At 65.3% G+C, this 23,386-nt stretch carries 22 protein-coding genes, 2 pseudogenes and 1 other annotated feature; of the genes and pseudogenes, 13 read left to right on the forward strand and 11 right to left on the reverse strand.

Features of this window, described 5'->3' with window-relative positions; all coding sequences use genetic code 11:
- Positions 1-160: 160 nt before the first annotated feature.
- Positions 161-415 (reverse strand): hypothetical protein, encoded by a 255-nt coding sequence (locus ON32_RS20745; protein WP_040792658.1) that lies wholly within the window; start codon positions 413-415, stop codon positions 161-163.
- A gap of 630 nt (positions 416-1,045) precedes the next feature.
- Positions 1,046-1,453 (reverse strand): annotated as a pseudogene (locus tag ON32_RS20750) (transposase); the annotation flags it as partial.
- A 188-nt stretch (positions 1,454-1,641) separates the two neighbouring features.
- Between ON32_RS20750 and ON32_RS20755 the strand changes: the two are divergent.
- Both ON32_RS20755 and ON32_RS20760 read left to right on the forward strand, forming a co-directional pair.
- Positions 1,642-2,256: a TetR/AcrR family transcriptional regulator gene (locus ON32_RS20755; protein ID WP_006901568.1), complete on the forward strand. Its 615-nt coding sequence runs from the start codon at positions 1,642-1,644 to the stop codon at positions 2,254-2,256.
- Positions 2,249-2,938 carry a YqeB family protein gene (locus ON32_RS20760; RefSeq protein ID WP_006901567.1) on the forward strand — a complete coding sequence of 230 codons (690 nt, stop codon included), beginning with the start codon at positions 2,249-2,251 and terminating at the stop codon, positions 2,936-2,938. The genes ON32_RS20755 and ON32_RS20760 overlap by 8 nt, the downstream gene beginning before the upstream one ends.
- 144 nt (positions 2,939-3,082) lie before the next feature.
- Here the strand turns inward: ON32_RS20760 and ON32_RS20765 are convergent.
- Positions 3,083-4,335, reverse strand: a pseudogene (locus ON32_RS20765) (IS3 family transposase).
- Positions 3,921-4,052, reverse strand: a sequence feature (AL1L pseudoknot). It overlaps the preceding pseudogene by 132 nt.
- Before the next feature lie 89 nt (positions 4,336-4,424).
- Between ON32_RS20765 and ON32_RS29040 the strand changes: the two are divergent.
- Entirely contained in the window at positions 4,425-5,285 is an 861-nt protein-coding gene (locus ON32_RS29040; protein ID WP_157224269.1) for an NsdA family TPR-like regulatory protein, read from the forward strand.
- Here the strand turns inward: ON32_RS29040 and ON32_RS20775 are convergent.
- Positions 5,247-6,149, reverse strand: a complete 903-nt coding sequence (locus tag ON32_RS20775; RefSeq protein ID WP_040792659.1) for a phosphotransferase enzyme family protein — start codon at positions 6,147-6,149, stop codon at positions 5,247-5,249. The genes ON32_RS29040 and ON32_RS20775 overlap by 39 nt on opposite strands.
- Positions 6,150-6,649: 500 nt before the next feature.
- Between ON32_RS20775 and ON32_RS20780 the strand changes: the two genes are divergently transcribed.
- From ON32_RS20780 to ON32_RS30575, 6 genes are all read left to right on the forward strand, one after another.
- Positions 6,650-7,597, forward strand: coding sequence for an SAM-dependent methyltransferase (locus ON32_RS20780; protein ID WP_245551197.1), 948 nt, complete (start codon positions 6,650-6,652; stop codon positions 7,595-7,597).
- Positions 7,598-7,793: 196 nt separating this feature from the next.
- Positions 7,794-8,969 (forward strand): cytochrome P450 family protein, encoded by a 1,176-nt coding sequence (locus ON32_RS20785; protein WP_245551198.1) that lies wholly within the window; start codon positions 7,794-7,796, stop codon positions 8,967-8,969.
- 7 nt (positions 8,970-8,976) lie between these two features.
- On the forward strand, positions 8,977-10,257 hold the full coding sequence (locus ON32_RS20790) for a cytochrome P450 family protein (protein ID WP_051133521.1): 1,281 nt from the start codon (positions 8,977-8,979) through the stop codon (positions 10,255-10,257).
- Positions 10,258-10,319: 62 nt separating this feature from the next.
- A complete protein-coding gene (locus ON32_RS20795) occupies positions 10,320-10,811 on the forward strand; it encodes a hypothetical protein (RefSeq protein ID WP_040792660.1) in 492 nt (163 codons plus the stop codon).
- A gap of 48 nt (positions 10,812-10,859) precedes the next feature.
- The gene (locus ON32_RS20800; RefSeq protein WP_157224270.1) at positions 10,860-12,116 is read left to right on the forward strand and encodes an acyl-CoA dehydrogenase family protein; all 1,257 of its coding nucleotides are present in this window, start codon (positions 10,860-10,862) and stop codon (positions 12,114-12,116) included.
- Between the two features lie 1,343 nt (positions 12,117-13,459).
- Positions 13,460-13,582: a hypothetical protein gene (locus ON32_RS30575; protein ID WP_281032244.1), complete on the forward strand. Its 123-nt coding sequence runs from the start codon at positions 13,460-13,462 to the stop codon at positions 13,580-13,582.
- 279 nt (positions 13,583-13,861) lie between these two features.
- On the opposite strand, the gene ON32_RS29045 is transcribed toward ON32_RS30575, so the two are convergent.
- Positions 13,862-14,008 carry a hypothetical protein gene (locus ON32_RS29045; protein ID WP_157224271.1) on the reverse strand — a complete coding sequence of 49 codons (147 nt, stop codon included), beginning with the start codon at positions 14,006-14,008 and terminating at the stop codon, positions 13,862-13,864.
- A gap of 335 nt (positions 14,009-14,343) precedes the next feature.
- Here ON32_RS29045 and ON32_RS20815 point away from each other — a divergent pair, with 335 nt between their 5' ends.
- Positions 14,344-15,450 (forward strand): alpha/beta hydrolase, encoded by a 1,107-nt coding sequence (locus tag ON32_RS20815; RefSeq protein ID WP_051133522.1) that lies wholly within the window; start codon positions 14,344-14,346, stop codon positions 15,448-15,450.
- A gap of 37 nt (positions 15,451-15,487) precedes the next feature.
- Here the strand turns inward: ON32_RS20815 and ON32_RS20820 are convergent, their stop codons facing one another.
- Positions 15,488-16,048: a TetR/AcrR family transcriptional regulator gene (locus ON32_RS20820; protein ID WP_040792664.1), complete on the reverse strand. Its 561-nt coding sequence runs from the start codon at positions 16,046-16,048 to the stop codon at positions 15,488-15,490.
- Between the two features lie 491 nt (positions 16,049-16,539).
- On the reverse strand, positions 16,540-17,157 hold the full coding sequence (locus ON32_RS20825) for a TetR/AcrR family transcriptional regulator (RefSeq protein ID WP_217998086.1): 618 nt from the start codon (positions 17,155-17,157) through the stop codon (positions 16,540-16,542).
- A 62-nt stretch (positions 17,158-17,219) separates the two neighbouring features.
- Here ON32_RS20825 and ON32_RS20830 point away from each other — a divergent pair, with 62 nt between their 5' ends.
- On the forward strand, positions 17,220-17,651 hold the full coding sequence (locus ON32_RS20830) for a hypothetical protein (RefSeq protein ID WP_174361655.1): 432 nt from the start codon (positions 17,220-17,222) through the stop codon (positions 17,649-17,651).
- A 120-nt stretch (positions 17,652-17,771) separates the two neighbouring features.
- On the opposite strand, the gene ON32_RS20835 is transcribed toward ON32_RS20830, so the two are convergent.
- Together ON32_RS20835 and ON32_RS20840 are read right to left on the reverse strand one after the other, a co-directional pair.
- Complete coding sequence (locus ON32_RS20835; protein ID WP_157224272.1) at positions 17,772-18,230, reverse strand: hypothetical protein; 459 nt, start codon at positions 18,228-18,230, stop codon at positions 17,772-17,774.
- A 377-nt stretch (positions 18,231-18,607) separates the two neighbouring features.
- A complete protein-coding gene (locus ON32_RS20840) occupies positions 18,608-18,823 on the reverse strand; it encodes a hypothetical protein (protein ID WP_040792667.1) in 216 nt (71 codons plus the stop codon).
- A 222-nt stretch (positions 18,824-19,045) separates the two neighbouring features.
- Between ON32_RS20840 and ON32_RS20845 the strand changes: the two genes are divergently transcribed.
- Positions 19,046-19,762, forward strand: coding sequence for a DUF8020 domain-containing protein (locus ON32_RS20845; protein ID WP_040792668.1), 717 nt, complete (start codon positions 19,046-19,048; stop codon positions 19,760-19,762).
- Positions 19,763-19,835: 73 nt separating this feature from the next.
- On the opposite strand, the gene ON32_RS20850 is transcribed toward ON32_RS20845, so the two are convergent.
- Together ON32_RS20850 and ON32_RS27290 are read right to left on the reverse strand one after the other, a co-directional pair.
- Positions 19,836-20,435, reverse strand: a complete 600-nt coding sequence (locus ON32_RS20850; RefSeq protein ID WP_245551209.1) for a sigma-70 family RNA polymerase sigma factor — start codon at positions 20,433-20,435, stop codon at positions 19,836-19,838.
- A 192-nt stretch (positions 20,436-20,627) separates the two neighbouring features.
- Entirely contained in the window at positions 20,628-21,320 is a 693-nt protein-coding gene (locus ON32_RS27290; protein WP_157224273.1) for a hypothetical protein, read from the reverse strand.
- A gap of 557 nt (positions 21,321-21,877) precedes the next feature.
- Between ON32_RS27290 and rox the strand changes: the two genes are divergently transcribed.
- Positions 21,878-23,308, forward strand: coding sequence for a rifampin monooxygenase (gene rox / locus ON32_RS20865; protein WP_040792670.1), 1,431 nt, complete (start codon positions 21,878-21,880; stop codon positions 23,306-23,308).
- Positions 23,309-23,386 lie beyond the last annotated feature (78 nt).

The raw sequence follows: 23,386 nt of genomic DNA on the forward strand, positions 1-23,386 counted from the left end.
CAGGAGACATCGCAGCATGCTCTGTAGGACGCCGTGGTCGGAAGGTGGGCCAAGCCCCGGCGAGCAGCGACAACAACCGGCGCCGGTATGACAATTCAGCCACCGTCGTCTCCCGGGTTCGGCGCCAAGGGTGCTGCTTCGGCGTAGGAGGCGAGCTTTTTCAGCAAGGCGGACTCCACGACCCCGGCGCCGAATATGGCAGCGTGGTGTCGATGATCTCGCCGCAGGCAGTCGCCCGTGTCGTCGGGCCCGCGATACCTGGGTCGACCATCACCCAACTCGAGTACACACCCCCGCCAGGGCCGCCGTTGCTTTTGAGCCAGGACCACTCCTCGACCCGGGTGCTCACCTCCGGATAGGTGACACCGCAGTGCGCCGCCGCACCGGCGATCCCCCACAGGGCGTACTGCCACATACCTCACACGATATGTGTCACAGCGTGCTTCAGCAGCGCTTCGGTGCAGACATGCTTACCTACGACCGGGCAAGTCGACACAATGCTGCTATTGACCGTCGGTCCGGAACTCGCCGAAATCGACTGGCCCCACGCACCGGGGCACCGCCGTTCATCGTCCGGCTCACCGGTCGCAACGGCCGGCTGTGGAGGCTTTTGTCGCGTCTTAGTGGGAACCGGGGCCTCGGAAACCGGCTGCGCGCGGGTGCGCCGTGGCGAGATCCGCCGGAAGTATTCGGGCAGTGACAGACGGTGTGGAAACGACACCGCCGATATGCCGCTATCGGAGAACAATGGCCTGTACCGGCCGCACGGAACACTGTATTCCCAGGGGCTCCGCGCGTTCGTCGACGGACTGCCCACACAAGCAACCTCGGCAATGTCTCGTGGCACTGGATGACCACAGGCATCGAGCCGGGCCCGGCCGGTTGGTTCCCGGCTCGGCCCGTTTTCCGAGGTGACGGCAGCACGATATCCCGGTACGTGAGGTTGACCTGACCCCGGACCGAACCAGCGGGGTCAGGTCACCTGAACCGTCCTGGGTCGGATGGAGACCTGGTTTAGGCCACCTCCGCTTCGGAGGCGACGGTCTCACGGTAGCGCGTTCTCGTACTCGACCGGCGGGCAGTAGCCGATTGCCGAGTGCAACCGTTCGGTGTTGTACCAATGCACCCATGCGGCGGTTTCGCGTTCGACCTCGGCTCGTCCGGTCCAGGATCGCTGGCGGTCGATGAGTTCGCTCTTGTACAACCCGATCGTCGATTCCATCAACGCATTGTCCAGGGCATCGCCAACTGAGCCGATCGAGCCGGCCAGGCCGGAGTCGCGTAGCGCCTCGGTGAAGGCGAACGAGGTGTATTGGCTTCCCGCATCGCTGTGATGAATCAAACCTGTTGCAGTAAAGGAGAAGTCGGTCCTTCTTCGGGTGAACAGGGCCTGCTCGAGAGCGCTGGTCACCAGCGGTGTCGTCTTGCTCGTCATCACCCGCCAACCCAGGATCCCGCTGACCCCTGACCAGACTCCGTGAGTCCGCGGTGGGCATGTGACTACCGGCCCGCCGTGGCGGCGAGCGCGGCGTTGCGCCGGCACCGCGTTGCTTGACGTGGACCCCACAGCCGGCAGGTGGGTTGTCCTGAGTCATGCCCCCATCGTATTCTTTGACTGACTGATCAGGTAATGATTGGAGAATGGTGCCGAGACGAGCTGATCCGGAGCGGATCGCGCAGAAGCGGGAGCAGATCGCCGTGGAGGCTGGCCGTCTGTTCGCCGCTCAGGGCTATGACCGCACGAGCGTCGCGGAGGTCGCCAAAGCGGTCGGCACGAGTCCGGCCAGTGTCTTCTACTACTTCGAGGACAAGGCTTCCTTGTTCCGGGCGGTGTTCGAGCGTGACCTGCCTGCCGCCGAGGCGTTGATCGCCCGTCATGTCGAAGCGCCCGACCCGGTGACGGCGATCTTGGACGTACTCGACGCCCTGGCCCGAGACGCCGCCGACCCGTCGGCCTCGGGCATGCTGATCGAGCTGCTACGCCGCGCTGGCGATGACCCCGAGCTGCTCGCCGTGGTGGGGCGCACCGCAAACGTCCTACGTGAGGGCCTGGCCGCGCTGATCTCTCGCGGGATCACCGAGGGAGCCATCGACCCGGACCTGGACGCCACCGAGACGGCGGCCTGGTTGCAGGCCATCGTCGATGCGACCTATCTCAACGCCCGTCCAGGGCACTCCCCACATATCGAGTTGCACCGCACCGTGCTGGGTTACCTCAACCCTCCGCAAGGCCGCCAGGAGGAACCTAATGGCTGAGAACACCGTCAACGTATCGATCCCACGGCGATGGATCGTCGGCATGCACGCGGCAGGCGCACTGCTCGGCTTCGGCGCCGCCTTCGTCATCGGACCGCTCGTGACCTGGCTGCTCGGGCTCGCCGGTGACGCACCCGGTCCGCTGCGCTTGGCTGCGGGCCTGCCCCTGGTCTGGGCGATCCCGGTACTCACTCTGGCTGGGCTCGGTGTCGGGTTCTGGTTCGCCAAAGAGTGGCAGAAGGAGAACGGCACCATCACAACCACTCCCGAGGGAGTGACGGTGCACCGTGCCGGGAGCAACCGCTACGTCGCTCGTGAACGCATCGGCGGTGTGTTCACCGACGGTCGCGACCTTATCGTCACCGACAGCGCCACGAACGAGCTGCTGCGCGTCAATACCGACAAGGTGCTCGTCGACAGGCTGCGCGACGCCTTCGAACGCTTCGACTACCCCTGGCAAGGAACACGAGACCCCCACGACCACGCCTTCGCCACCTGGGTCGACGGCAGCGGGCTGCTGGATGCCCGCACGCACGACCTCCTGCGAGCCCGGCAACGTGCGCTGGCCGACAAGCGTCCCGGCGCCGCCGAGGACGCCCGAGACGAACTCCGCAACCTCGGCATCGCCGTACGCGACCGCCACGGCGCTCAGCAGTACCGGGTCATCGGGCGCGGCGAGTAGTAGCCAGTCGACAGAGGAGAATTCGAACGCATGCATCCGGCAACCCGCTCACGGACTGTCGTGTAAGAGCCCCGAGATCCCTATGCGAGGCCTGAATGAGTGCCAGTACGGACTGAACCGTCCTGGGTCGGATGGAGACCTGGTTTAGGCCACCTCCGCTTCGGAGGCGACGGTCTCACGGTAGCGCGTTCTCGTACTCGACCGGCGGGCAGTAGCCGATTGCCGAGTGCAACCGTTCGGTGTTGTACCAATGCACCCATGCGGCGGTTTCGCGTTCGACCTCGGCTCGTCCGGTCCAGGATCGCTGGCGGTCGATGAGTTCGCTCTTGTACAACCCGATCGTCGATTCCATCAACGCATTGTCCAGGGCATCGCCAACTGAGCCGATCGAGCCGGCCAGGCCGGAGTCGCGTAGCGCCTCGGTGAAGGCGAACGAGGTGTATTGACTTCCCGCATCGCTGTGATGAATCAAACCTGTTGCAGTAAAGGAGAAGTCGGTCCTTCTTCGGGTGAACAGGGCCTGCTCGAGAGCGCTGGTCACCAGCGGTGTCGTCTTGCTCGTCATCACCCGCCAACCCAGGATCCGTCGCGAGTACACATCGACCAGAAACGCTGTGTAGACGAATCCCGACAGCGTCCAGCAGTAGGTGAAATCCGCCACCCACCACTGGTCCGGACGCGACGGCAGCGACCACTGCCGATCCACTAAATCAGGATGGCGCGGCGCGCGATCATCACGCTGGGTTGTGCTTGTGCGGTGCTTGCCGCGCACGACTCCGGTGATGCCGCAGATCTCCATGAGCCGGCCTACCTGATCGCGGCCCATCACCCGGCCCTCACGGCGCATCGTGTGCCACAGTTTACGAACGCCGTACACGCCGCGATTACGCTGAAACGCCTGGTAGACGGTATGAGCGTCGTACGCCTCGGCCATTTGTGTTGCCGAGACCGGACCCGCGTGTTTGCGGGCGTAGTAGGTGGATGGGGCGATCTGCACGCCGTGCTCGGTCAGCACTCGGCAGATCGGGGCGACCCCAAACCGGCCCTTGTGAGCGTCGATGTAGTCGACGATCACCGCAGTCGGCGGTCGACCTCCGCCGCTGCGAAAAACGCCGACGCGGTCTTCAAAATCTCGTTTGCCCTGCGTAATTCGGCGTTCTCCTTGGAAGCGCAGCCAGTTCGGCGTCCTGTTCGCTCACCGTCGTCGTTCCCCGTGTGGTGACAATCGGCTTATCCTTCTCGATCCAGTTGCGCAACGTTGCCTGGTTGATGTCGAGCAGCGCGCCTACATGCTCGCGGGCGGCGAGTTTCGCGCCGCCGTGCTCGGCGAGGTGGTCGTGATACATCCTCACAGCCCGCTCGCGGGTCTCTGGATCGAACTTCCTTGGTGCAGCCATACCGGCATTCTCCTGGTGAGATCACGGTCTCCACCAGACCCAGGACGGTTCACACCTGCCCTACCGATAGGGCAGACCACGGGTCACCTATGCATGCAGCAGCCCCGAAGGTCATACCTGAGCTACGTGTCGACCGCCCCGATAGTCGGCGCCAGGCAGTCTATGCAGCTGCGGCCGAGGTAACACAGCTGTTGGGATGGTCGGCCTATGATCTTGGCCGGCAGGCCGTCGCCGCACGGTACTTTACGCTGGGCCTCCGGCTTGCAGACGAAGCTTCCGATCGACCGCTGGGCGCGCGACTCCTGGCCAATCTATCCCATCAATACAATGCGCTCGGTGACTTTCGTCAGGCACTGACCACTGCGCGCGCCGCTCGAGTGGCCCTCCGAGGATGCGGCGCGCCCAGGGTCGAAACGATGTGTGTAATGATGGAGGCCAGAGCGCTGGCCGGCTTGCGCGACGGTCGGGGAACAGTTCAGGCCATCAATCAAGCCGAGCGACTGTTCGGTTGTTCTTCGCCCGAAGAACCGTCCTGGATTTCCTATTACGATGCCGCTGAGCTATCGGGTGATATCGCACATGCCTTCCGTGATCTCGGCGAGGAAAAGCGGGCTCGGGAATTTGCACGAGCTGCACTGACGACCACAACGCCCCGAAGGACGCGTGTATTCATCAAACTCCTCGACGCCCATGCGGCGCTGCAGCATGGGGAGATGGAGGAAGCGGCGCATTTGGCCACAGGAGCGCTTCGTATCGGCAAAGGATTGAAATCGAAGCGCTACTTGCACTATCTGCGAACGTTTGCCCGTAGTCTTCCGGAGCCTGGGCATCCGACCATGGCCGAGTTCACCCATACCCTCATCAGGCAGCACCCCGATTTTTCCCTCAACCCGGACAAAGGCACTGCAAAACTAGAACCCGCTCCAGCTCTCGGTAAGTCCGTGACGTAAGGTCCGCATACGCTTGCGGTACTCACGTGCAATCGTGTCCGAATAACCGATGTTCTGCGCAAGCCAAGTAACCATTCGCAATTGTACAACCGAACAGACGGTGGGAAACCCCTCCCAATCGGTCAGGTCATAGCCATACGCTGCGACGAACCGTTCATACGCACCCTTGGGAAGCATCCCCATCGCCGCCTCGGTGGCGGTCTTCGCAAGATCCCACTCATGGTGCGCCGCATTGACGGCCTCGAAGTCGATCAATGTTCCGGTTCCGTCCGAAGAGACGATGACGTTCTTGATGTGGGCGTCACCGTGGTTGACCCCAAGTGGTAGGACGTACGGTAACCGCTCGAGCGCCGGTTCGAGCTTGTCCTGGATTTCGGCCAAGAACCTCTTGTCCTGCTCAGGTATGGGAGCCTGTTCGATCCGGTGTCTCACGCGATCCAGCGGATCGAACTGCGGGATTTCGATCCCCTCGGGAAGAGGCAGCTGGTGCAGCCTACGAAGAAGCTCTCCAATGATTGATGCTTCCTGTCCTGTGGCGACGCGACCGGGCACGAAATGCCAGAACGTAACAGGATGCCCTTCGACAAGGAGCGGCTGTTCTTCTCCGATGTCGAACACTCGTGCCGCAGGCACTCCATGCTCGGCCAGCCATCCCGCCACAGCTACTTCTTTGACCGCATCCGCGCGGTAACTCGCATCCCGCGCCACTCGAACGACGCTTCCCGCCTCCGGGAGGTAGTACAAGATATTCTGCCCGAGGCGGAGGAACTCGAGGGCGTCCCCCGACATTCCCGCACGCCGGCAAGCCGCCCGAGCGACCGCATCCATGGTTCCGGGAACGAAGACCTGCGAGCGACCGAACACACCCCCAGGTTAATAGCCTCCACCACTACGTCGAGTTCGGTTCGTCCGAAGCGGGTTGCCAAGGGTTGCCAACTTCCGCAGCGTGGAGCGCACCGGTTCCATCGACTCATGCGCCCCACTATCCGCCCACATGGCATATCGACGTATCTTCAGCACCCATACAACTCATCCGGATCGTCAGGAGCTCCCGCTGTTCCTGTAGGAGTTTCAAATAATCGGATATTTGTTGTCGCACCGATGTCAAGAGATACCGGCTGCGTTGACAACGATCAGGTTTCAGCAACCTTGGGTCGACATTTCAACGAGCTATACGGTGAGGGCCGTCTTGCCCGGGAATGCTCACTTCAAGGCCTGCACCGAGAAGACACGGATTCTTATCAGGTGATGCGGCCGCGTGCCGAATACCGAGGCATTCGAGGGCGGATAAAAGACGACATCTCTATCAAAATCACGACCTCATGACTGCCACCACATCATGGGGTGTCCACATGCCTATGAGAATGGATCCGACCCAAGCCAATATCGCCCGGGTGTATGACCTCAGCCTCGGGGGAAAAGACCATTACGCCGTCGACCAAACCGCCTACGAGCAGATCCTCGAAGTAGCACCCCACCAAGGAGAGGTAGCGCGGATGAACCGGCGGTGGTTGCACCGCATCATCCGTTTCCTGGCCGGCCCCGCCGGTATCGACCAGTTCCTCGACATCGGTGCCGGGTTGCCCACCATCGGCAATACCCACGACATCGTCCACCAACAGAACCCGGAGGCGCGGGTGGTGTACGTCGACAACGACCCCCTGTGCGCCCTGCACGGACAGGTGCTGTTCAAAGGCCACGACCATGTCCGCTTCGTGCACGCCGACCTGTGCGACGAAGACACCCTGCTGACCAACCCACAGATCACGCGGCTGATCGAACCGGACCGCCCCCTCGGGCTTCTGGCGGTAGGACTGCTGCACCACCTTCCCGACGACCGGGACCCGGCCGCGGTGATGCGGGCCCATATCGACCTGCTGCCCGCCGGCTCGTACGTGGCGATCAGCCACTTCTGGGACCCCGGCGCGCAGGACCTGTCGCTGCACGAGTTGGCCAGAGCGGTGGAGGACCGCTTCCTACGGCGAGGCCTGGGCTCGGGCCGGTATCGCAGCCGGACCGAGATCGCCTCCTTCTTCGCCGGTCTGCCGTTGGTGGATCCCGGTCTGGTCGAGCTCGACGACTGGTGGCCGGAAGGTCCACCACCTCGGCCTCGGTATCCCGAGCAGCGGTTGATGCTCGGAGGCCTGGCCTATAAACGCCCGGCCTGGAACCGGGTTGCGGCCGGAGGGGGCACTGTCGAACCGACTCCGACGGCATCGTCGGCTCGACCGGCCCTGTCACTTGTGGATGGGATGTGGCCGGTTGGAAAAACACCGTGCTCTGGTCGCCGGCCTGTTGCGAAGAGCCGATAGCCGCCAACCGGCGGCCCGTGCGTTTTCGGGTGCGCATCGAGGGGATGCGCGCCGTCGATGTCGATCGTGATCGATTTGGAGAGCAATGATGCCGCTGTCGGCGGAAACGGGGCCGTGCCCGATTGTTCACGGCGAACACCACCATCCGGGGGAGTCGGTTCCGGGGTCTCCGATCTCCTCCGACGGCAGCGGCGGTGTGCCGCTGCGTACGGAAGAGTTCCACACGGATCCGCACGGCTTCTACCAGCAGGTACGGGAGCAGTTCGGGCCATTGGCCCCGGTCGTGTTGGCCGGCGGGGTACCGGCCACATTGGTGACGGGATACAGCAAAGCGCTGGCGATCCTGCACGACGAGTTCCACTCCGCCGACCCACGGCCGTGGCAGAAGGATGCGCCGATCGGGTGCCCGGTGCGTCCGGTGTTGGAGTGGCGGCCGACCGCGGCCCGCAGCGCCGGCGCCGATCACGACCGGTACCGGCGGGTGATCGTCGAGGTCGTCGACGGCGTGAACCTGCACGCCGTCCGGGCTCGGGTGGAACACACCGCGGTCGGGCTGATCAACCTGTTCTGCCAACGCGGGCAGGTCGACCTGCGCTCCGAATACGCTGTGCCGCTTGTCTATACGGCACTGGGCCGCATCCTCGGAGTGCCCGACGAGATGAACGACCAGCTCTACCGGGCGGTGATCGAGCACATTGCGGCAACCGACGCCCACGCCGCGAAACACGGATACGACCTGACCGTCGCGATGCTGGCCGAGACGGTGAGCCGGAAGAAGACCACACCGGCCGACGATGTGACGACACGGCTGATCCACCATCCGGCCGCCTTGACCGACGACGAGATCGCACATCAGCTCGCGACGCTGTATTTCTGCGGAGCCGAGCCCACTGTCTCGTTGTTGTTGAACACGCTGCGACTGCTCATCGACCACCGTCTCACCGGTGATGTCCTCGGCGGTGCGCTCGGGGCCCGTGACGCGCTCGAGGAGACCTTGTTCCTCGACCCGCCGGTGGCGAACGGATGCCTGCGGTATCCGGCCGCGACCAGGCTCGACGGAATATGGCTTCCCGCACATCAACCGGTGGTCATCGCTATCGCGGCGACCAACGCCGATCCGGCCCTGCACACCACCGAACGTGTCGGTAACCGTGCGCATCTGGCGTGGGGTGCGGGCAAACATCAATGCCCGGCGAGCGCTCTCGCACTGCTGATCGCCGGCAGCGCACTCGACCAACTCCTCGACGCGCTACCGGTGATGCAACCGGCCGTCCCCGTCGAACAGCTGTCCTGGTTTCCGACTCCGTTCCTTCGCGCGCTGACCGCGCTGCCCGTGACGTTCACCCCCGCACCACCGCTGCACCATTTGTGAGGACCTCATGCTGCACATCAGCGGCCCACCGCGCATCTCCACCGCCGGCTCGTATCCCTCGATCGAAGACCTCGGGCCGCGCTACCGCATGTACGACCAGGAGTTCGCCCAGGACCCGCACGCCGTCTACCGGCGAATGCGGGCAAGCGGCAGGACGCTGATACCGGTGCTTCTGGCCGAGGACGTGCCGGCGACCCTGGTGATCGGTTACGACACCGCGAAACGAATCCTCAACGACGACGACCGATTTCCGGCCGATCCACGCATGTGGCAGCGGACGCTACCGGACCGGCACCCGTTGCGGCCGATGATGGAATACCGGCCCAACCCGCTGCGCACCAGCGGGGATGTGCACGGCCGATACCGTAAAGCGCTCACGGCCGGGTTGTCGGTGATCGACCTGCACTATGTGCGCGCCGCCACGGCCCGCACGGCGATCCGGCTGATCAACGGCTTCTGCCGAGACGGCAGCGCAGACCTGATCGGCCAATACATCACCCCGTTGACCATCGCCGTCCTGACCACCGACATCATGGGTTGCCCACCGGAGCTCGTCGACGATGTCCGGGCGGCGACCACCGCGATGTTCGACACCGTCGACACCGTCGAGGTGGAGACCATGCTGGGTAGCGCGCTGGGCGCGCTCATGGCCTCGAAACACCACTGCCCCGCCCACACCGATGTCACGGCCAACCTCGTGCACACCGCCGCCGACCTGACGCACGAGGAGAAACTGCACCAACTGGTGACCCTGTTGACGGCGGGTATCGAGGTGCCGCGCAATCACGCCGCCAACACCTTGCTGCTGATGCTCACCGACCCCCGCTACCGGCACAACGAGGCGGGTTTCGCCCCACCGGTCACCGATGCGATGGTCGAAATCCTGACCACCGATCCACCGATGGCGAACTACTGCATCAGCTACCCCCGCGCCAGAACCCTCATCGACGGAGTGTGGCTGCCCGCGAACCAACCCGTGGTGATCAGCATGGCCGCCGCCAACAACGATCCCGCGCTCCGCCGCGACACCGACCTCGACTGGAACTACAGCGGCGGCAACGGCTGGCACCTGGGTTACGGAACCGGCCGTCACCGCTGCCCGACCATGGCCCGCCAGGCCTCGGAATTGATTGTGGCCGAAGCCATCGGCCAACTCCTCGACGCGCTCCCCGATATGCGACCGGCCGTCCCACGCGAACAACTCGTCTGGCGGCCCGGGCCGTTCCATCGCGCGCTCACCGCGCTACCGGTCGTATTCGGACCGACCGCTCCTCTGCCGATCCCGTAATCACCTTCTTCCCGATCCGAACGATCCGCTCGCTCGAACGTCACCGAAACGAGTTACCTGCCATGACAACCACCACCGCACAGATCACCCCCATCGGATACCGAGGGGACGACCCGACCGTCGCCGCCCTGCGCGAATCGATCTACGGGCCGCATCCGGCCCTGCACCGGAAGGCCATGGAGATCGTCCTGCGGCTCGGTGATATCGCCGAAGACGACCTGACCTACGGACAGGAAGCGGGTATCGCCCCGGCGTTGCTGCGGGCAATGCTCGCCGTGGTCGGTCTCCCCGCCCACGAGATCGCCGCCGATGTTCATCTGCGGGGCGCGCTCTGCGACAGCGCCGCGATTGCCGCACCGCACCTGTTCACGGTGATGACCGGTCATTTCGATCTGGCCATCGGCGCGATTCACGCGCACGGCACCGGCGCACCGTATCAACAGCGGTGCCTGGACGAGTTGGACAGCGGCGCGGCCGTCGGCGTCTTCGCATTGACCGAACTCGGCGGCACCAACGGTGCCGACCAGCAGACCACAGCGACCTGGGACGCCTAGAAGGGTGGGTTCCGACTGACCAACCCGACGGTGGGATCGGCGAAATTCATGCCGAATGTCGCCGATCCCACGGTGCCGAAAATCGTCGTGTTCACCGCGCGGCTGATCGTCGCCGGCCGCGACGAGGGGGTGATGCTGTTCCTGACCCGCCTGCGCACCCTCGAGGGTTTTGCCGATGGAATCGAGGTGGGCGAGTTGCCCGGCAAGCTCGGCGCGGCCATGGACCACGGCTGGATCCTCGGCCGCGATGCGTTCCTCCCTCGGGATGCTCTGCTGGCCGGCGACTGGGCCACGATCACAAACGACGGCGAGTTCGTGTGCGAGATACCGGTGCGGCAACGATTCCACCATGCCATCACACCGCTGGTCGCCGGTCGCTTGGACCTGGCCACCGGCACCATCGCCACCGCCCGCGCGGCAGTGGCCGGGCTGGTCAACTACGCCGCTCAGCGGCCCCACGGCGACAGCGACGCCCTCCAACGCGACCTCATCACCGCCGCCGCACACACCTATGTGGGCAGTGTGCTGGGTCGCATGGTCCGAGATATGAGCACCGACCTCGACCGGCAGCAGCGTCTGCCGTTGTGGCTGACGGTGGTCAAACCCCTGATCACCACCATCGCGCAGGACACGTTGCGCACTTGCCGCGACCGCGCGGGCGCTCAAGGGCATCTGCGCTGCAACTATCTACCGGACTGGAATGCCAATATCGCCGGCGCCAAAACCGCCGAAGGCGAAACCCAAGTGCTCGAGAAGACAGCGGGCCGGACACACCACGCCCTCGGCGCACTGATACTGCCCGGCACCTCGGACACATCGCCCTGGTGGCTCGACATGATCATCGCCCGAGAGGACATCCTCGCCGACGATCTCTACACCGTCACCGGCATCGACGAGTACGAACCCGAAGGCACTGCCTTGGGTATCGACTCCACCCGGGTCGACCTCGCCCGCACCGCCGGTATCCGCCTCGCGGTCACCGCCGCCCTGATCACCGCGGCAGCGACCGCCGACCCGAAGGCCGCCACGGTGGCCACCGTTGCCGCCGCGGTCGTGGCGCTGACCTACCTCGACCGGCATGGAACCTGGTACACCGCCCACGGTTTGCAGTCGCCCGAGCAGGCAAGGACGGTACACACCGAACTACGACGCCACCGCCTCGTCCTGGCCGAGAACCTGCCCACCCTGGCCGCGGCATTCGACATCCCCGAGCTGCCGGGAGCACCCATATTCGCCCCGGACCACCTGAAGGCATGGAGCCACCGTGCCGGGTGGAACGCGAACAACTCCTTCCCCCAGCGATGAACTGCCATCCGCCCCACCACCCATACGGTCGACCCAACCCCGACCTATGGCACTCCCGCCACAACGACTGCACCCGCGAAACCGACTTCGAATCCTTGGCAGAAGCGATGTTCGTGCGCACCGCCCACAGCGGCCACGGCCCGAAATGCCTGCAATCCCTGAGCGCGGTCTCCTATCTCGGCGGTTTCGCCGACGACTACGAATAGCCGACCTAACCGATCGACCACCAGGAAGAAGAGATGTCATCAGGCTGGACCTCATTCCTTAGTGGGCCCGCCGTATCGTCCTTCGAGGCGAGGGGCATGCGCCCATACCGCCGACACCACGGAGACGTCGCAGTGACAGAATTGTCACATCTGGAAGGCCACGGCGAAACCGGGGCCCGGCGCCGCCGGAAAACGGATCGGACGGCCCAGCGCGAGCTGGGATGCGGCGTACCGACACCGGTGTGGCATTGCGGGCGGTCGCCCCCCGGGGGTGCTCAACCCGAGAACGAGGCCGCACTCCTCAGTGCGTGGGCCGATGCGGAAGTGGCGAACACCACCCGCGCCTACACCGAGGGATGGCACCGGTTTCAACGATGGTGCGACGAGTCCGGGTATTCGTCGCTTCCCGCGACCGCCCGCGTCGTCGCCGCTACATCGACACGATGGCCGACGAGTTCGATGACGACGGTGAATACCGCTACACCTCAAGACCTTGGAGACGTGGGGCACCGCGATCGACCACCACCACAAGACCGCCGGACACGCCACACCCGCCGCGACGCCGCGCTCATCGTCCTCGGATACGCGACCGCGCTACGACGGGAAAACCTCGTGCGCCTGCAGTTTCGGGATTTCACCGTGATCAACCGTGGCACCGATCAGGAGCGGGTCCGGATCATGATCCGCGGTATGAAGAATCTGCAGGGTCAGATCGCCTACGTCCACCTGCGTCGTTGGGACAACGCCCGCTACTGCCCGTGGTGCGTGCTGGTGGACGATCGTCGCCGCCCACGACCGCGCAGCGCCGCGGCCGGAACCTTCTCGAAGCCGGGGACATCGCCGTCTACGAGCACGCGGTCGACCTGGATCTCGACCGGCACCGTTGCGATCTCTCTCCCCGGACCCGAAAGTCCCTTATCTTCCCGGAAGTTCCCTGGTCATGCACACCCTTGTTCCGGTCACTGGTGCGTACGGGCATCCCCTGCGAACGGACACCGCTCACTTCCCGCAGCTTCGACCGCATCCCAAAACAACGTGCCCGCGACTCCGGTGCCGATCAGCTGCAGGTCGGGAGGCTCAGCCCCACTCGCTGCGCGCCGGGTTCATCACCGACGCCTTCGCCGCAGGCGCGCGCCCATGCGGCAAACCCATCAGACGTTGATAACGGTGCCGGCCGCCCTCGACGCCAAGAGCACCGCCGCCACCGACACCTCCCGCGCACTCCTGGACACCGCACTGTTCACCGACACGGACCCGTGAACGCGAAACCCCCACCGGCGCTACACCATGGCGCCGACTGCCCCACCCGCATCAAGGACATGTACGGACATCGCGATCCCCACCCACCTCGACATCGGAGACCCCGGCACCGGGCTGTCCCGACTCGGGAAAGATCGCTGCATCACCTGCGTCTTCCGCCGTGGCAACCCCGTCTGCTCCCCGCGGGCACCGGACGAATGCTCGGTCCACAGGATCCGGGACCGTTGGCCGACATCCTGAGATCCCTTGCCCACCGGCTGCCGCACACGAGCTGATACATCAGGTCGATAGCGGGAAGAAGGACAGGCCGATGAGGTACTGCGCCGGTAATCCTCGACACCCGACATCGTCGGTACCGCCATCCAACTCGGCCAGGCCATCGCCGACCAGATCGGCAACTCGGCCACGCATGGTCGGCTCGGGCACGTACTTGTACTACGTGGTCCGCGAAACCTCCAGCAGCCGTGCGATCGAGAACACCGACTCGTCGGGCCGGGTGTGAGCAGCGCGCGGGCCTGCCGGCGCGGCGAAGACGAGGCCCTGGCCTACATTTCCCGGCCCACAGCACCGGCATCGACTCTTTCGGCGCGATCGAAGTCGACATCGAGAGCGAACTCGCCCAGCCGGGGCCGACCGGATACCAACCGTTGCAGGTACTCGGCACCCTCTTGACTGGTATTCAAGAAGCCCTTACCGTAACCGTAACCCTCTTCTTGAACGACACCCAAGAAGAGCGGTGGCGAAACGGGAGGACGACAGTCATGGAAATCAGCGGACCTGCCGATCGGCGCGAGACGGCAGCGGTGCGGCGTGAGGTCTCGTTCCCCTCCGGCCAGGACGAGTGCGCGGCATGGCTGTACACCACACCCGAGCCGAACGGCCCGCATCCGATGGTGATCATGGGGCACGGACTCGGCGCGGTGCGGGAGATGCGCCTGGACGCCTACGCGGAACGGTTCGCCGCCGCGGGGTGGTCGGTACTGGTGTTCGACTACCGCCACCTCGGGGCCAGCGGCGGAGCGCCGCGGCAGCTCCTCGATATCGGCAGGCAACGCGCCGATTGGCATGCCGCCCTGGCCTTCGCGCGCACCCTTCCGGAAGTCGATGTCGACCGGATCGCGTTGTGGGGCAGCTCGTTCGGCGGCGGACATGTTCTTCAGGTCGCCTCCGAAGACCCCCATATCGCGGCGGTCGTGGCCCAGTGCCCCTTCACCGACGGGCCGGCATCGTTGCGCTCGCGTATCCGGACCGGCCCGCTGAGCGTGATAGCGCTGACAATGGCCGGCATCCTCGACACGGTCGGTTCCTGGTTCGGCGCGAAGCCGATCCTGTTGCCGATGGCGGGAACGTCCTGGATGCCTGCGTTCGTCGCCTCACCCGACGCCCTCGCCGGCGCCTCCGCACTCCTGCCTGCGGGCACCCGGCTCTCGCGGCGCACCAGCGCATTGTTGAAACGGCTGCCCTCGGTGCGGACTCAGGTGTCGAAGAACATCGAGCTGACCGAGACCGACGACGAGGAAGAACCTACGACCGGTGTCGGCCGCGACAGCGTATGGGGTGTCCTGCGTGGCCCGAACGGTGAATTCGATGCCGCCAACGCCCTGGCCGCACGACTGGCGCTACGCCTTCCGCTCGATCGACCCGGTCGCGCACTGGCTCGCTTCAACACTCCGACGCTGCTGTGTGTCTGCGACCACGACGCGGCCGCGCCCGCGAAGACCACGAAGCGTTGGGCGCAGGGCCTGGCACACGTGCACGTCCAGAACTACCCGTGCGACCACTTCGACATCTACGTGGGCGGGCACTTCGAACACACCGTGCGTGACCAAATCCACTTCCTGGCAACACAATTCGACAACATGCCGTAGGTCGCCCCGGCCTCGTGGACGTGCGCGGATCAGGCACTCAGTCGGCGGCTGCGGCAAGTCCGCGAGCACTGTTGAGCAATGTCTCGATCACCGCGCGCCGCTGGACCCGATCCGTCGGATGCGTCAGCAGGCCTTCGACAACGAAAACGCCGATCGCGACCAGCGGATCGGTTTCGTCAGCGGGCACACCGAGCTCGATCAACTCCGCTCGGAACAACCCCTCGGCCAGCGCGTGGAACTGCTCGTGCCATTCATGGATGGCTGCGGACTTCTCGGCGCGCGTGTGCACCGTGCCGACCAATCGCCCCAGTTGCTCCAATTCCTCGACCAGCCACAGCAGCCGATCGGCCAGCCCCGAGCCCAGCATTTCGCTGTAGGAGGCCATCGAGTCGGCCAGGACCGCATCCAGGACCGCGATCAATACCGCGTCCTTGTCCTGGAAGTACCAGTACAGCGTGTTCGACACCACTCCGGCGTCGCGGGCGATCCGCGACATCGACGCCGCCTCGTATCCCTCCTCGATGAACAACCGCCGGGCGGCCCCCACGATCTCTGCGCGCTTCTCTTCCCGATCCTGCAGACGTCTGTTACGAGGCATTTCCAGTCCTGACCTAGTTCCAGCCCCAATGCTATCTTGATCAGCCCCCAAGAACGGCCCCGGCAGACGAACGGTCGAGCAAGCGGTCCGATCGGCGCCACCTAACACCACGAGAACACCGCCACTTACCGCTGCGAGTCACAGACCTGGGCGTTTCTGTACCCGACCCGCTTCAGGCCAGGTGTTCGAGAAGCCATCGCTCGATGAGCACTCCGGTGCGTTGCGTCCTGGATGGACAGCACAGACGCGAGCTCTTGCGCGGCAGCGACCCAAGTGGCGGTTGCCTCGGCGCTTCATTCGCTCCTTGCACTGGCTTGCGCTCCTTGCACTGGCTTGATGTGATTCCAATGCGGCTCCCGCACTGGCTTGATGCGATTTCGCTGCGGTTCCTGGGGCGAATCCGGTGCGAGGTTGCGTATTACTTGGTTGCGCAGCGTCTTCGAACCTAACCGATCAACCACCAGGAAGAAGAGATGTCATCAGGCGGGACCTCATTCCTCCTCGATGAGCGTCATATCGGACACCAGGGCGCACGCCGCGTCGGCGAAGTATTGCTCGTCCACGTCAGGGGTGAGTCCGAGGACGATGCCTTGACCGAGACCGACGAACAGCGCCCTGAGCGCGGTGACCAAACGCTGCGCCTGGCGCGCGGTCACGACACCTGTGCCGTGTGTTCGTCCGGTGAACAGCGTGACCAGATGATCCTCCTGGGCCCGAATGGAAGCGGCGAGTCGCGACCGTAGGTCCGGGTCGTGCACACCCATGTCCAGCAAGGTGATCTGAAGCGACAGCACGGACAGCGCGTCCGGGGCGTCGTAGCCGCGCCGATAGTGCCGGGCGAAGGCGTCGACCGCTTCGAGGAGGTTCAGTTCGGCGGGAACCGCCTGCTCGATCTGTTCGTAGTGTGGTCGCAGATAGTCGGTGATCATGGCGACCACCAGGCCGTTCTTACTACCGAACAACGAGTAGACGGCACCGGTGGTCATCCCGGCCCGCTCGGCGATCTCATCGAGCCTGGCCCGGTACCCCTCTCGGGAAATCACCTGGAACGCCGCATCCAACAGAGCTCTCCGGTTACGTTTCTTGGTCTCCGCCCTCGTCATTCTCATAATCGAATTATTACCGTAATCTGATTATTAGAACAGTGATGGCGGCATCCAGGAGGAACCACATGACCGAGAACCGGACCGAGACAACGGAATCCCCACTCCGAAGGATGGGGATCCTCGCCGACGGCGTCGTCAAGGTGATACTCGCCGGCGCGTACACCCTCGGTGCCGTACCACTCGGTCATCGACTCGGCGTGGAAACCTGGGCGATGATCGTCTGCGGCGCGGCCCTGCTGGTCGGAGGCGGATTCGAGATCGGATACTTCCGCCACCGCCCACTACGCACCTACACCCGACTCATGACCGCCTACGACAGCGGCTGGGTACTGGCCACGCTCGTCGGCCTGCTGGTGGTGTGGCGGGGTGGTAGCGCCGGGGGCGAGGTGTGGATCGGATACCAGACGGTGGCCCCGCTCGTGACGGCCGCGCTGCTGGTGGCAGCCGCTCCCGCACAGATGACGTCGAACGTTTCGGCTGGGGGCTCCATGCCCTGACACCCTCGGAAGCCGAAGCGATCGGAGCAGCCGGGAAGATGAGTGACCCGGTGGAACCAATCGGGTGACCCGGCGTCGAGAAGCGTTGGCGATGGTGGCGGACCGGCGCGGCGAGGTCGCTCACACGGTGATATCACCCGAGCACACCGGCGCGGGCAGGGCCAGCAGGCCGTGGTTGACGGCGGAGATGGTGAGCCGCACCCGTCCCGGACCGCTGTTCACCTCGTAGAGCTGGTAGCCGTCGGTTTCTTTCAGGCCGTGCCGGTAGCCGACCCGGTGCACCCCGGTACGGCCGTTGTCGAGGTTGCGCCATTCGATCCGCGCATCGGTGGTGTAACCGAATACGCTTCTGCTGTTCGATGTGAAGGTGAACAGCCCCGGGGCGTCCGTTCTCGTCACCACACTGCCGCCACCGTTGTAGGGCAGATCCACCAGATTCGGGCTGACGCCATAACAGTCCATCGCCACGTACTGACTGCGGGCCATCGTCTCCGCCCGCGCGGGCGCAGCCATTGCGGTGGTGGCGCCGACCGCCAACCCGATAAGAGCGATACCGACCATTGCGCGCTGGATGTGCATCGACCGATCCTTCCGCATTCGCTTCGTATGGACTGTCTTCTGGTCCGGCTACCCGGGAAGCGAATGCCCAACCCTTCGAACGATTCCCACCACCGTCAACGACCGAAAAAATAGCGGGTGATCTCGTTCGGTTCGCGCACGCAGAAACTGTGATGACCCCAGCTCTGCCGCGTCAACCCTTGCTGCACGGCCAGACCGTTGTCCGATGCCCGCCGTTAGGCCGCCTCGACGTCGCCACTCTCGATCACCATGAACGCGCCCTGTGGCGGACGCGGGTCGAACATATGCTCCGCATTATCGGCCGTGGGGCGCTCGAGCACCTCGATTCGCCCGGATGCGGCGGCGAAGAGCGTTCCGCGGTCCCCCTCACCCCGGTCTCACGGCTCCACCACAGGGAAAGCCACACCGTCGCGGTAGAAGGCCACCGTCCGTTCGTAGTCCGCGGTGAAGTACGCGAAACGGAATTTGCCTTCCGACATGGCCGACGCTCCCTTCTGCGGTGGACCGCCTCCCACGGTAGAACCTCGAACCGACTTCAGGTCGAGGGCCGGTTCACCGTAGACCTGCTGTGCCGTGCCACCCGAACGAACCATTTCGGAACCTCCGGCAAGGCCATCAGGTGCCGCCGAGAATCCTTTTCGCTGCGGTAGGAACGAAAACTCCTTCGATCCGGAAGGGGGCATCCCCTCGGGACGAACCCGGGCCGTGAGTGACCGGTATCACGACACCGCGGGGAACCACGACGCCCTCGCCACCGACTTGTGGTCGACAGCGAATCCTCGCTGATAACCACACGATCGGAAGTAGGGACACATATGGTCTTCCGTAAGGGAGCCGCGGTAGCGGCGCTGCTCATCTCCGCTCTGGGAATCACCGCGGGCACCGCGGCGGCCGAACCGGCGCAGGACACCCCCGACCTCCGGTTCCGCGGCACCATCGTCGACGGGTCGGTCGTACTCGACATGGAGGCCGGTTCGGTGGCGGTCACCGACGATCACCTGCGGTTCATCGATCGGCACGGCTCCGCTGTCGCCTCGCTGCCCCTCACCTATATTCGTGGCGGCGCGGCGCTGCCGATCACGGCGCGCCTGGACGGCGACGACTCCGTCACCCTCACCGCCATCACCGACCCGGCCGCCGCCCGACCGATCGACCCCGCCATCGCAGCGGAAATCGAGGAGATCACAGACATCGGGGAGATCACGGACGACAGCAAAGACGCGATGAACGACTTCAGCATGGCGCTGATGACGGCCACCAGCGTCGGCAGCCTGCTCGGCACCGCGATCGGTGGGGGGATCGGCTGTGTGGCCGGCGGGATCATCGGCGCGGTCACCGGCACGGTCGTGACCATCGGTCTGCTCGCCATTCCCGGAGCGATCGGTGGCTGCATCGTCACGGGTGCCGCGCTCGCCGCCATAGGCGCGGTCGCGGGCACGGTGCTGATCGGTCTGCCCGCCCTTCTCGCGGCCGGAACCCAGTTCTGGAACGATACGCACCCCCCGGCGGCGCCCGCTCCGCACGAATCCTGACCCGGTGGTCGTGGTGCCGGCGGGCGGGTTCGCCGGCACCACGACCATCCTCACGTCGAGGCGGGCGGGCCGCTCACCGCGCCACCGGCAGTGCCGCGTCCACCCGCGGCAGCACCCGGATGACCTCGGCTCGATGTTCCGCCTCCTGCCACAGTTCCACCAGTGTCTCCCGGGCCCTGGCCACCCGGGAACGGACGGTGCCGATGGGGCAGTCCGCCGCTTCGGCGGCCTCGGCATAGGACAGTCCGAGGATCTGGGTCAGCACGAACGCCTCGCGCCGGTCGTCCGGCAACCGCCGCAACAGTTGACCGATGGCCACCTCCTCGCCGATATCGCTGCGCATTTCCTCCCGACGGCGATCCATCTCGGTCTGCCAATCACCTCGCCGCACGATCGTGGGCCTCGTGGCGGCGGTGCGGATCCGGTCGACGACCGTCCGGCGGGCGATCGATAACAACCAGACCCGCGCCGATGACCGTCCGGCGAACCGCGGCAGGCTGCCCAGCGCACGCAGGAACGTCTCCTGGGCCAGATCGTCGGCCGACTGAACATCGGTGAGGTGAGCGACGAAACGCCACACTTCGTGTTGGGTGCGGCGCACGAATTCCTCCAGGGCGTCCCGATCACCGGCGGCCGCGGCCAACGCCAATGCGGTCACCTGCTCATCGGATATGGATCCGGGGTGGCGCCGAGCGGGGGAACCGGCAATCGATACGGGATTTCCCGGTATGCGGTGCGGGAATCGGGGGCATATCGAATACATAGGGGTCTCTTCGTTCAGGGGATGCGCACAGGCGACATCCCGTCATATCCGCTGCCGGGTATCCCGCGTTCGGGATCGGTCACGGGCCTTCGGTATCGGGGGTCACGGCGCGCTCGCGGCCGGATGTCGACCGGAGACAGCGTCCGTCGACAGCGCACACCACCTGGTACGTGCGAAATGGTAGGTCCGATGGGCGCCGTCCGCCGACGACGAACTCTGCGAGCGAATTCGTAACCGGGGCGGACCCCGCCGCCCCAAGGAATGACGCAGTAGGTCACCGCTTCGAAGTGGAACGCGATCCCGGCCGGTCGGGCACAGCGATACCGACGGGCCCACGGATTGGAAACGAACGCCCGCCCGGAAGAACAGCGGGGCGAAAGTCCACGCGCAGAACAAACTCAGCAGGGTGAAGAAGGCTCGCTCCCCCCGCCACAACCACACCGCGCAGACCAGCGCGGCCAGACCGTGCGCACCCACCATCGCCGGGGTTGCGGGAAGGTCGGACGCGGACACGTGCACCACGCCGCGGCCGTTGGGCGACGGGGTCACCGAGTACCACATGTGCAATACGCCCTGCGTGGCCGGCAACCCGATGCCGATGGCACACAACCCCACCTGCCGGGCGGCGAACACCCAGGCGCCGCCGGCGACCCCGGCCAGGGCGAGCAGCATTGTCGACGGCGACAGAATGTGCCCCGATGCCGCGGCATGGCCGATGGCCGAGAGCAGGACGCAGACCAGCGCGAAAACCGACGCGCGAACCATCCGGGGCGCGGGAGTGTGCTTCGAGGTCATCGCACCACCCATCGTCGCCTCCACATGCCGAACACGATCAAGTATGGGCTACCGGACCACTCTGCTCTCCCGGGACGGCACGGCGGCCGGCGCAGGGTTCGTGTCGGACGCTCCGATATCGCTCGTCCGGGGGCGGTTGTCGAATACCGCGAGCACACCGGCGGCCGAGTCGGGTGGCCGCGGCACGGTTCGATGCGGGCATACACCGATCCGCGACGCCTGAATTCGGCACCGGATGAGCTTCGGATCCCTACCTCGACGCTGTTCGAAAAATAGCCCATTCCGGAGGGCTACGGTGTTTCGCGCAATGGCCGGTCCTCGATTCATCGGCCGATCTCCGCGGAAATCTCACGCGGCGATCCATATATGTGAAAGACGATAAGCGTTGATTTTCCCCTGCCCCTTTCAAGATATAGCCGGTCCGGGGGCTTGCCGCAAGGCCCGGTACCAGCGGCAGAATGGGCGGCTCGACCCACCGGAATCCCGCGTCACGAGGTGTGATCGCCCAGCCCGGGGTCGTTCGCCGAAATACATAATTTCTGGAATCGGAGGTTTTCATGGTCGATGTGATCATCAGCGGGGGCGGGCCGACCGGAATGATGCTGGCAAGCGAGCTACGGCTCCACGATGTGGACGTACTGGTGTTGGAGAAGAACACCGAACCGAGCCGGTTGGTTCGTTCATTGGGGCTGCATTCGCGCAGTATCGAGATCATGGATCAGCGCGGCCTGCTGGACCGATTCCTCGCGCACGGCCGGCGGCACAACGGCCATCACGGCTTCGCCGGGATCGACAAACCGGCCCCGGTGCCCCTGGACACCACACACGATTACGTCCTCGGCATCCCGCAACCGATCACCGATCGACTGTTGACCGAACGCGCCACCGAACTCGGCGCTCGAATCCGCTGGGGTCACGAGGTGACCGGCGTCGAGCAGGACGAAGAGGGGGTCACCGTCGAACTGGCCGACGGCGCGCGGTTGCGCGCACGTCTGCTCGTCGGCTGCGACGGCGGCCACAGCCTGGTTCGCCGACTGGCGGGTATCGGGTTTCCCGGCGATCCCGCGCGGACGGAATGGCTGCTCGGGGAAATGAAGGTGACCACACCGCCCGACGAATTGGCCGCGGTGGTGGCCGAGGTGCGCGGGACGCACAAGGGTTTCGGGGTCGGCCCCGCCGAGGACGGGTGGTATCGCGCCGTCGTGCCCGCTGCGACCGTCACCGAGGATCGCAGCGCACCACCGACCCTGACGGAATTCCGAACGCAGTTGCGGGCCTACGCGGGTACGGATTTCGGCGTCCATTCACCACGCCGACTGACCCGGTTCACCGACGCCACCCGACTGGCCGAGCGATACCGAGTCGGTCGGGTGTTCCTCGCCGGCGACGCGGCGCACATCCATCCCCCGCTGGGCGGGCAAGGACTCAATCTCGGTATCCAGGACGCGTTCAACCTCGGTTGGAAGCTCGCCGCCGCGGTGAACGGCTGGGCGCCGGAAGGATTGCTGGACAGCTATCACACCGAACGCCGGCCGGTCGCCGCCGACGTACTGAACATCACTCGCGCCCAATCCGTGCTGATCTCCCCCGAACCCGGACCCCAGGCGGTGCGGCGGCTGCTGACCGAGCTGATGGAGTTCGCGGAGGTGAACCGATTCCTGCTCGAGAAGATCGCCGGAACCGGGATTCGTTACGACGTCGGCGCCGGTCACGAACTGCTCGGCAAGCGCCTGCGTGATATCCGCCTGCCGCGGGGGCGGCTCTACGAGCTGATGCGCGCGGGCCGCGGGTTGCTGCTCGACCGGACCGGTGCGCTCTCGGTGGCCGGCTGGGTGGGCCGAATCGACCATATCGTCGACGACGGTGACGAACCGGACGTACCCGCCGTATTGCTGCGACCGGATGGTCACGTGGTCTGGGTGGGCGACAACCAGGATGATCTGCTGAACACCCTGCCGCGCTGGTTCGGGACCGCCGACAACGCCTGATCCGGACGGGTCGGCTCGCAAGTATGTTGGCGTCGAGCGGCTTCGGATGTCATACCGTCTCGCTAACCTGCGGCGCAT

Source organism: Nocardia paucivorans NBRC 100373 (assembly GCF_000308675.1).
In the GTDB taxonomy this organism is placed as follows: Bacteria; Actinomycetota; Actinomycetes; order Mycobacteriales; family Mycobacteriaceae; genus Nocardia; species Nocardia paucivorans.

What these genes read in the sequence shown, in the direction of transcription:
- ON32_RS20830 (WP_174361655.1), top strand. Translation starts at nt 17,220, where the DNA reads ATGACCGAGAACCGGACCGAGACAACGGAATCCCCACTCCGAAGGATG.
- ON32_RS20835 (WP_157224272.1), bottom strand. Translation starts at nt 18,230, where the DNA reads ATGCACATCCAGCGCGCAATGGTCGGTATCGCTCTTATCGGGTTGGCG.
- rox (WP_040792670.1), top strand. Translation starts at nt 21,878, where the DNA reads ATGGTCGATGTGATCATCAGCGGGGGCGGGCCGACCGGAATGATGCTG.
- ON32_RS20800 (WP_157224270.1), top strand. Translation starts at nt 10,860, where the DNA reads ATGCCGAATGTCGCCGATCCCACGGTGCCGAAAATCGTCGTGTTCACC.
- ON32_RS29040 (WP_157224269.1), top strand. Translation starts at nt 4,425, where the DNA reads ATGCATGCAGCAGCCCCGAAGGTCATACCTGAGCTACGTGTCGACCGC.
- ON32_RS20755 (WP_006901568.1), top strand. Translation starts at nt 1,642, where the DNA reads ATGGTGCCGAGACGAGCTGATCCGGAGCGGATCGCGCAGAAGCGGGAG.
- ON32_RS20780 (WP_245551197.1), top strand. Translation starts at nt 6,650, where the DNA reads ATGGATCCGACCCAAGCCAATATCGCCCGGGTGTATGACCTCAGCCTC.
- ON32_RS20790 (WP_051133521.1), top strand. Translation starts at nt 8,977, where the DNA reads ATGCTGCACATCAGCGGCCCACCGCGCATCTCCACCGCCGGCTCGTAT.
- ON32_RS20825 (WP_217998086.1), bottom strand. Translation starts at nt 17,157, where the DNA reads ATGAGAATGACGAGGGCGGAGACCAAGAAACGTAACCGGAGAGCTCTG.
- ON32_RS20845 (WP_040792668.1), top strand. Translation starts at nt 19,046, where the DNA reads ATGGTCTTCCGTAAGGGAGCCGCGGTAGCGGCGCTGCTCATCTCCGCT.
- ON32_RS20745 (WP_040792658.1), bottom strand. Translation starts at nt 415, where the DNA reads ATGTGGCAGTACGCCCTGTGGGGGATCGCCGGTGCGGCGGCGCACTGC.
- ON32_RS30575 (WP_281032244.1), top strand. Translation starts at nt 13,460, where the DNA reads ATGCGGCAAACCCATCAGACGTTGATAACGGTGCCGGCCGCCCTCGAC.
- ON32_RS20840 (WP_040792667.1), bottom strand. Translation starts at nt 18,823, where the DNA reads ATGGTTCGTTCGGGTGGCACGGCACAGCAGGTCTACGGTGAACCGGCC.
- ON32_RS20815 (WP_051133522.1), top strand. Translation starts at nt 14,344, where the DNA reads ATGGAAATCAGCGGACCTGCCGATCGGCGCGAGACGGCAGCGGTGCGG.
- ON32_RS27290 (WP_157224273.1), bottom strand. Translation starts at nt 21,320, where the DNA reads ATGACCTCGAAGCACACTCCCGCGCCCCGGATGGTTCGCGCGTCGGTT.
- ON32_RS20820 (WP_040792664.1), bottom strand. Translation starts at nt 16,048, where the DNA reads ATGCCTCGTAACAGACGTCTGCAGGATCGGGAAGAGAAGCGCGCAGAG.
- ON32_RS20760 (WP_006901567.1), top strand. Translation starts at nt 2,249, where the DNA reads ATGGCTGAGAACACCGTCAACGTATCGATCCCACGGCGATGGATCGTC.
- ON32_RS20795 (WP_040792660.1), top strand. Translation starts at nt 10,320, where the DNA reads ATGACAACCACCACCGCACAGATCACCCCCATCGGATACCGAGGGGAC.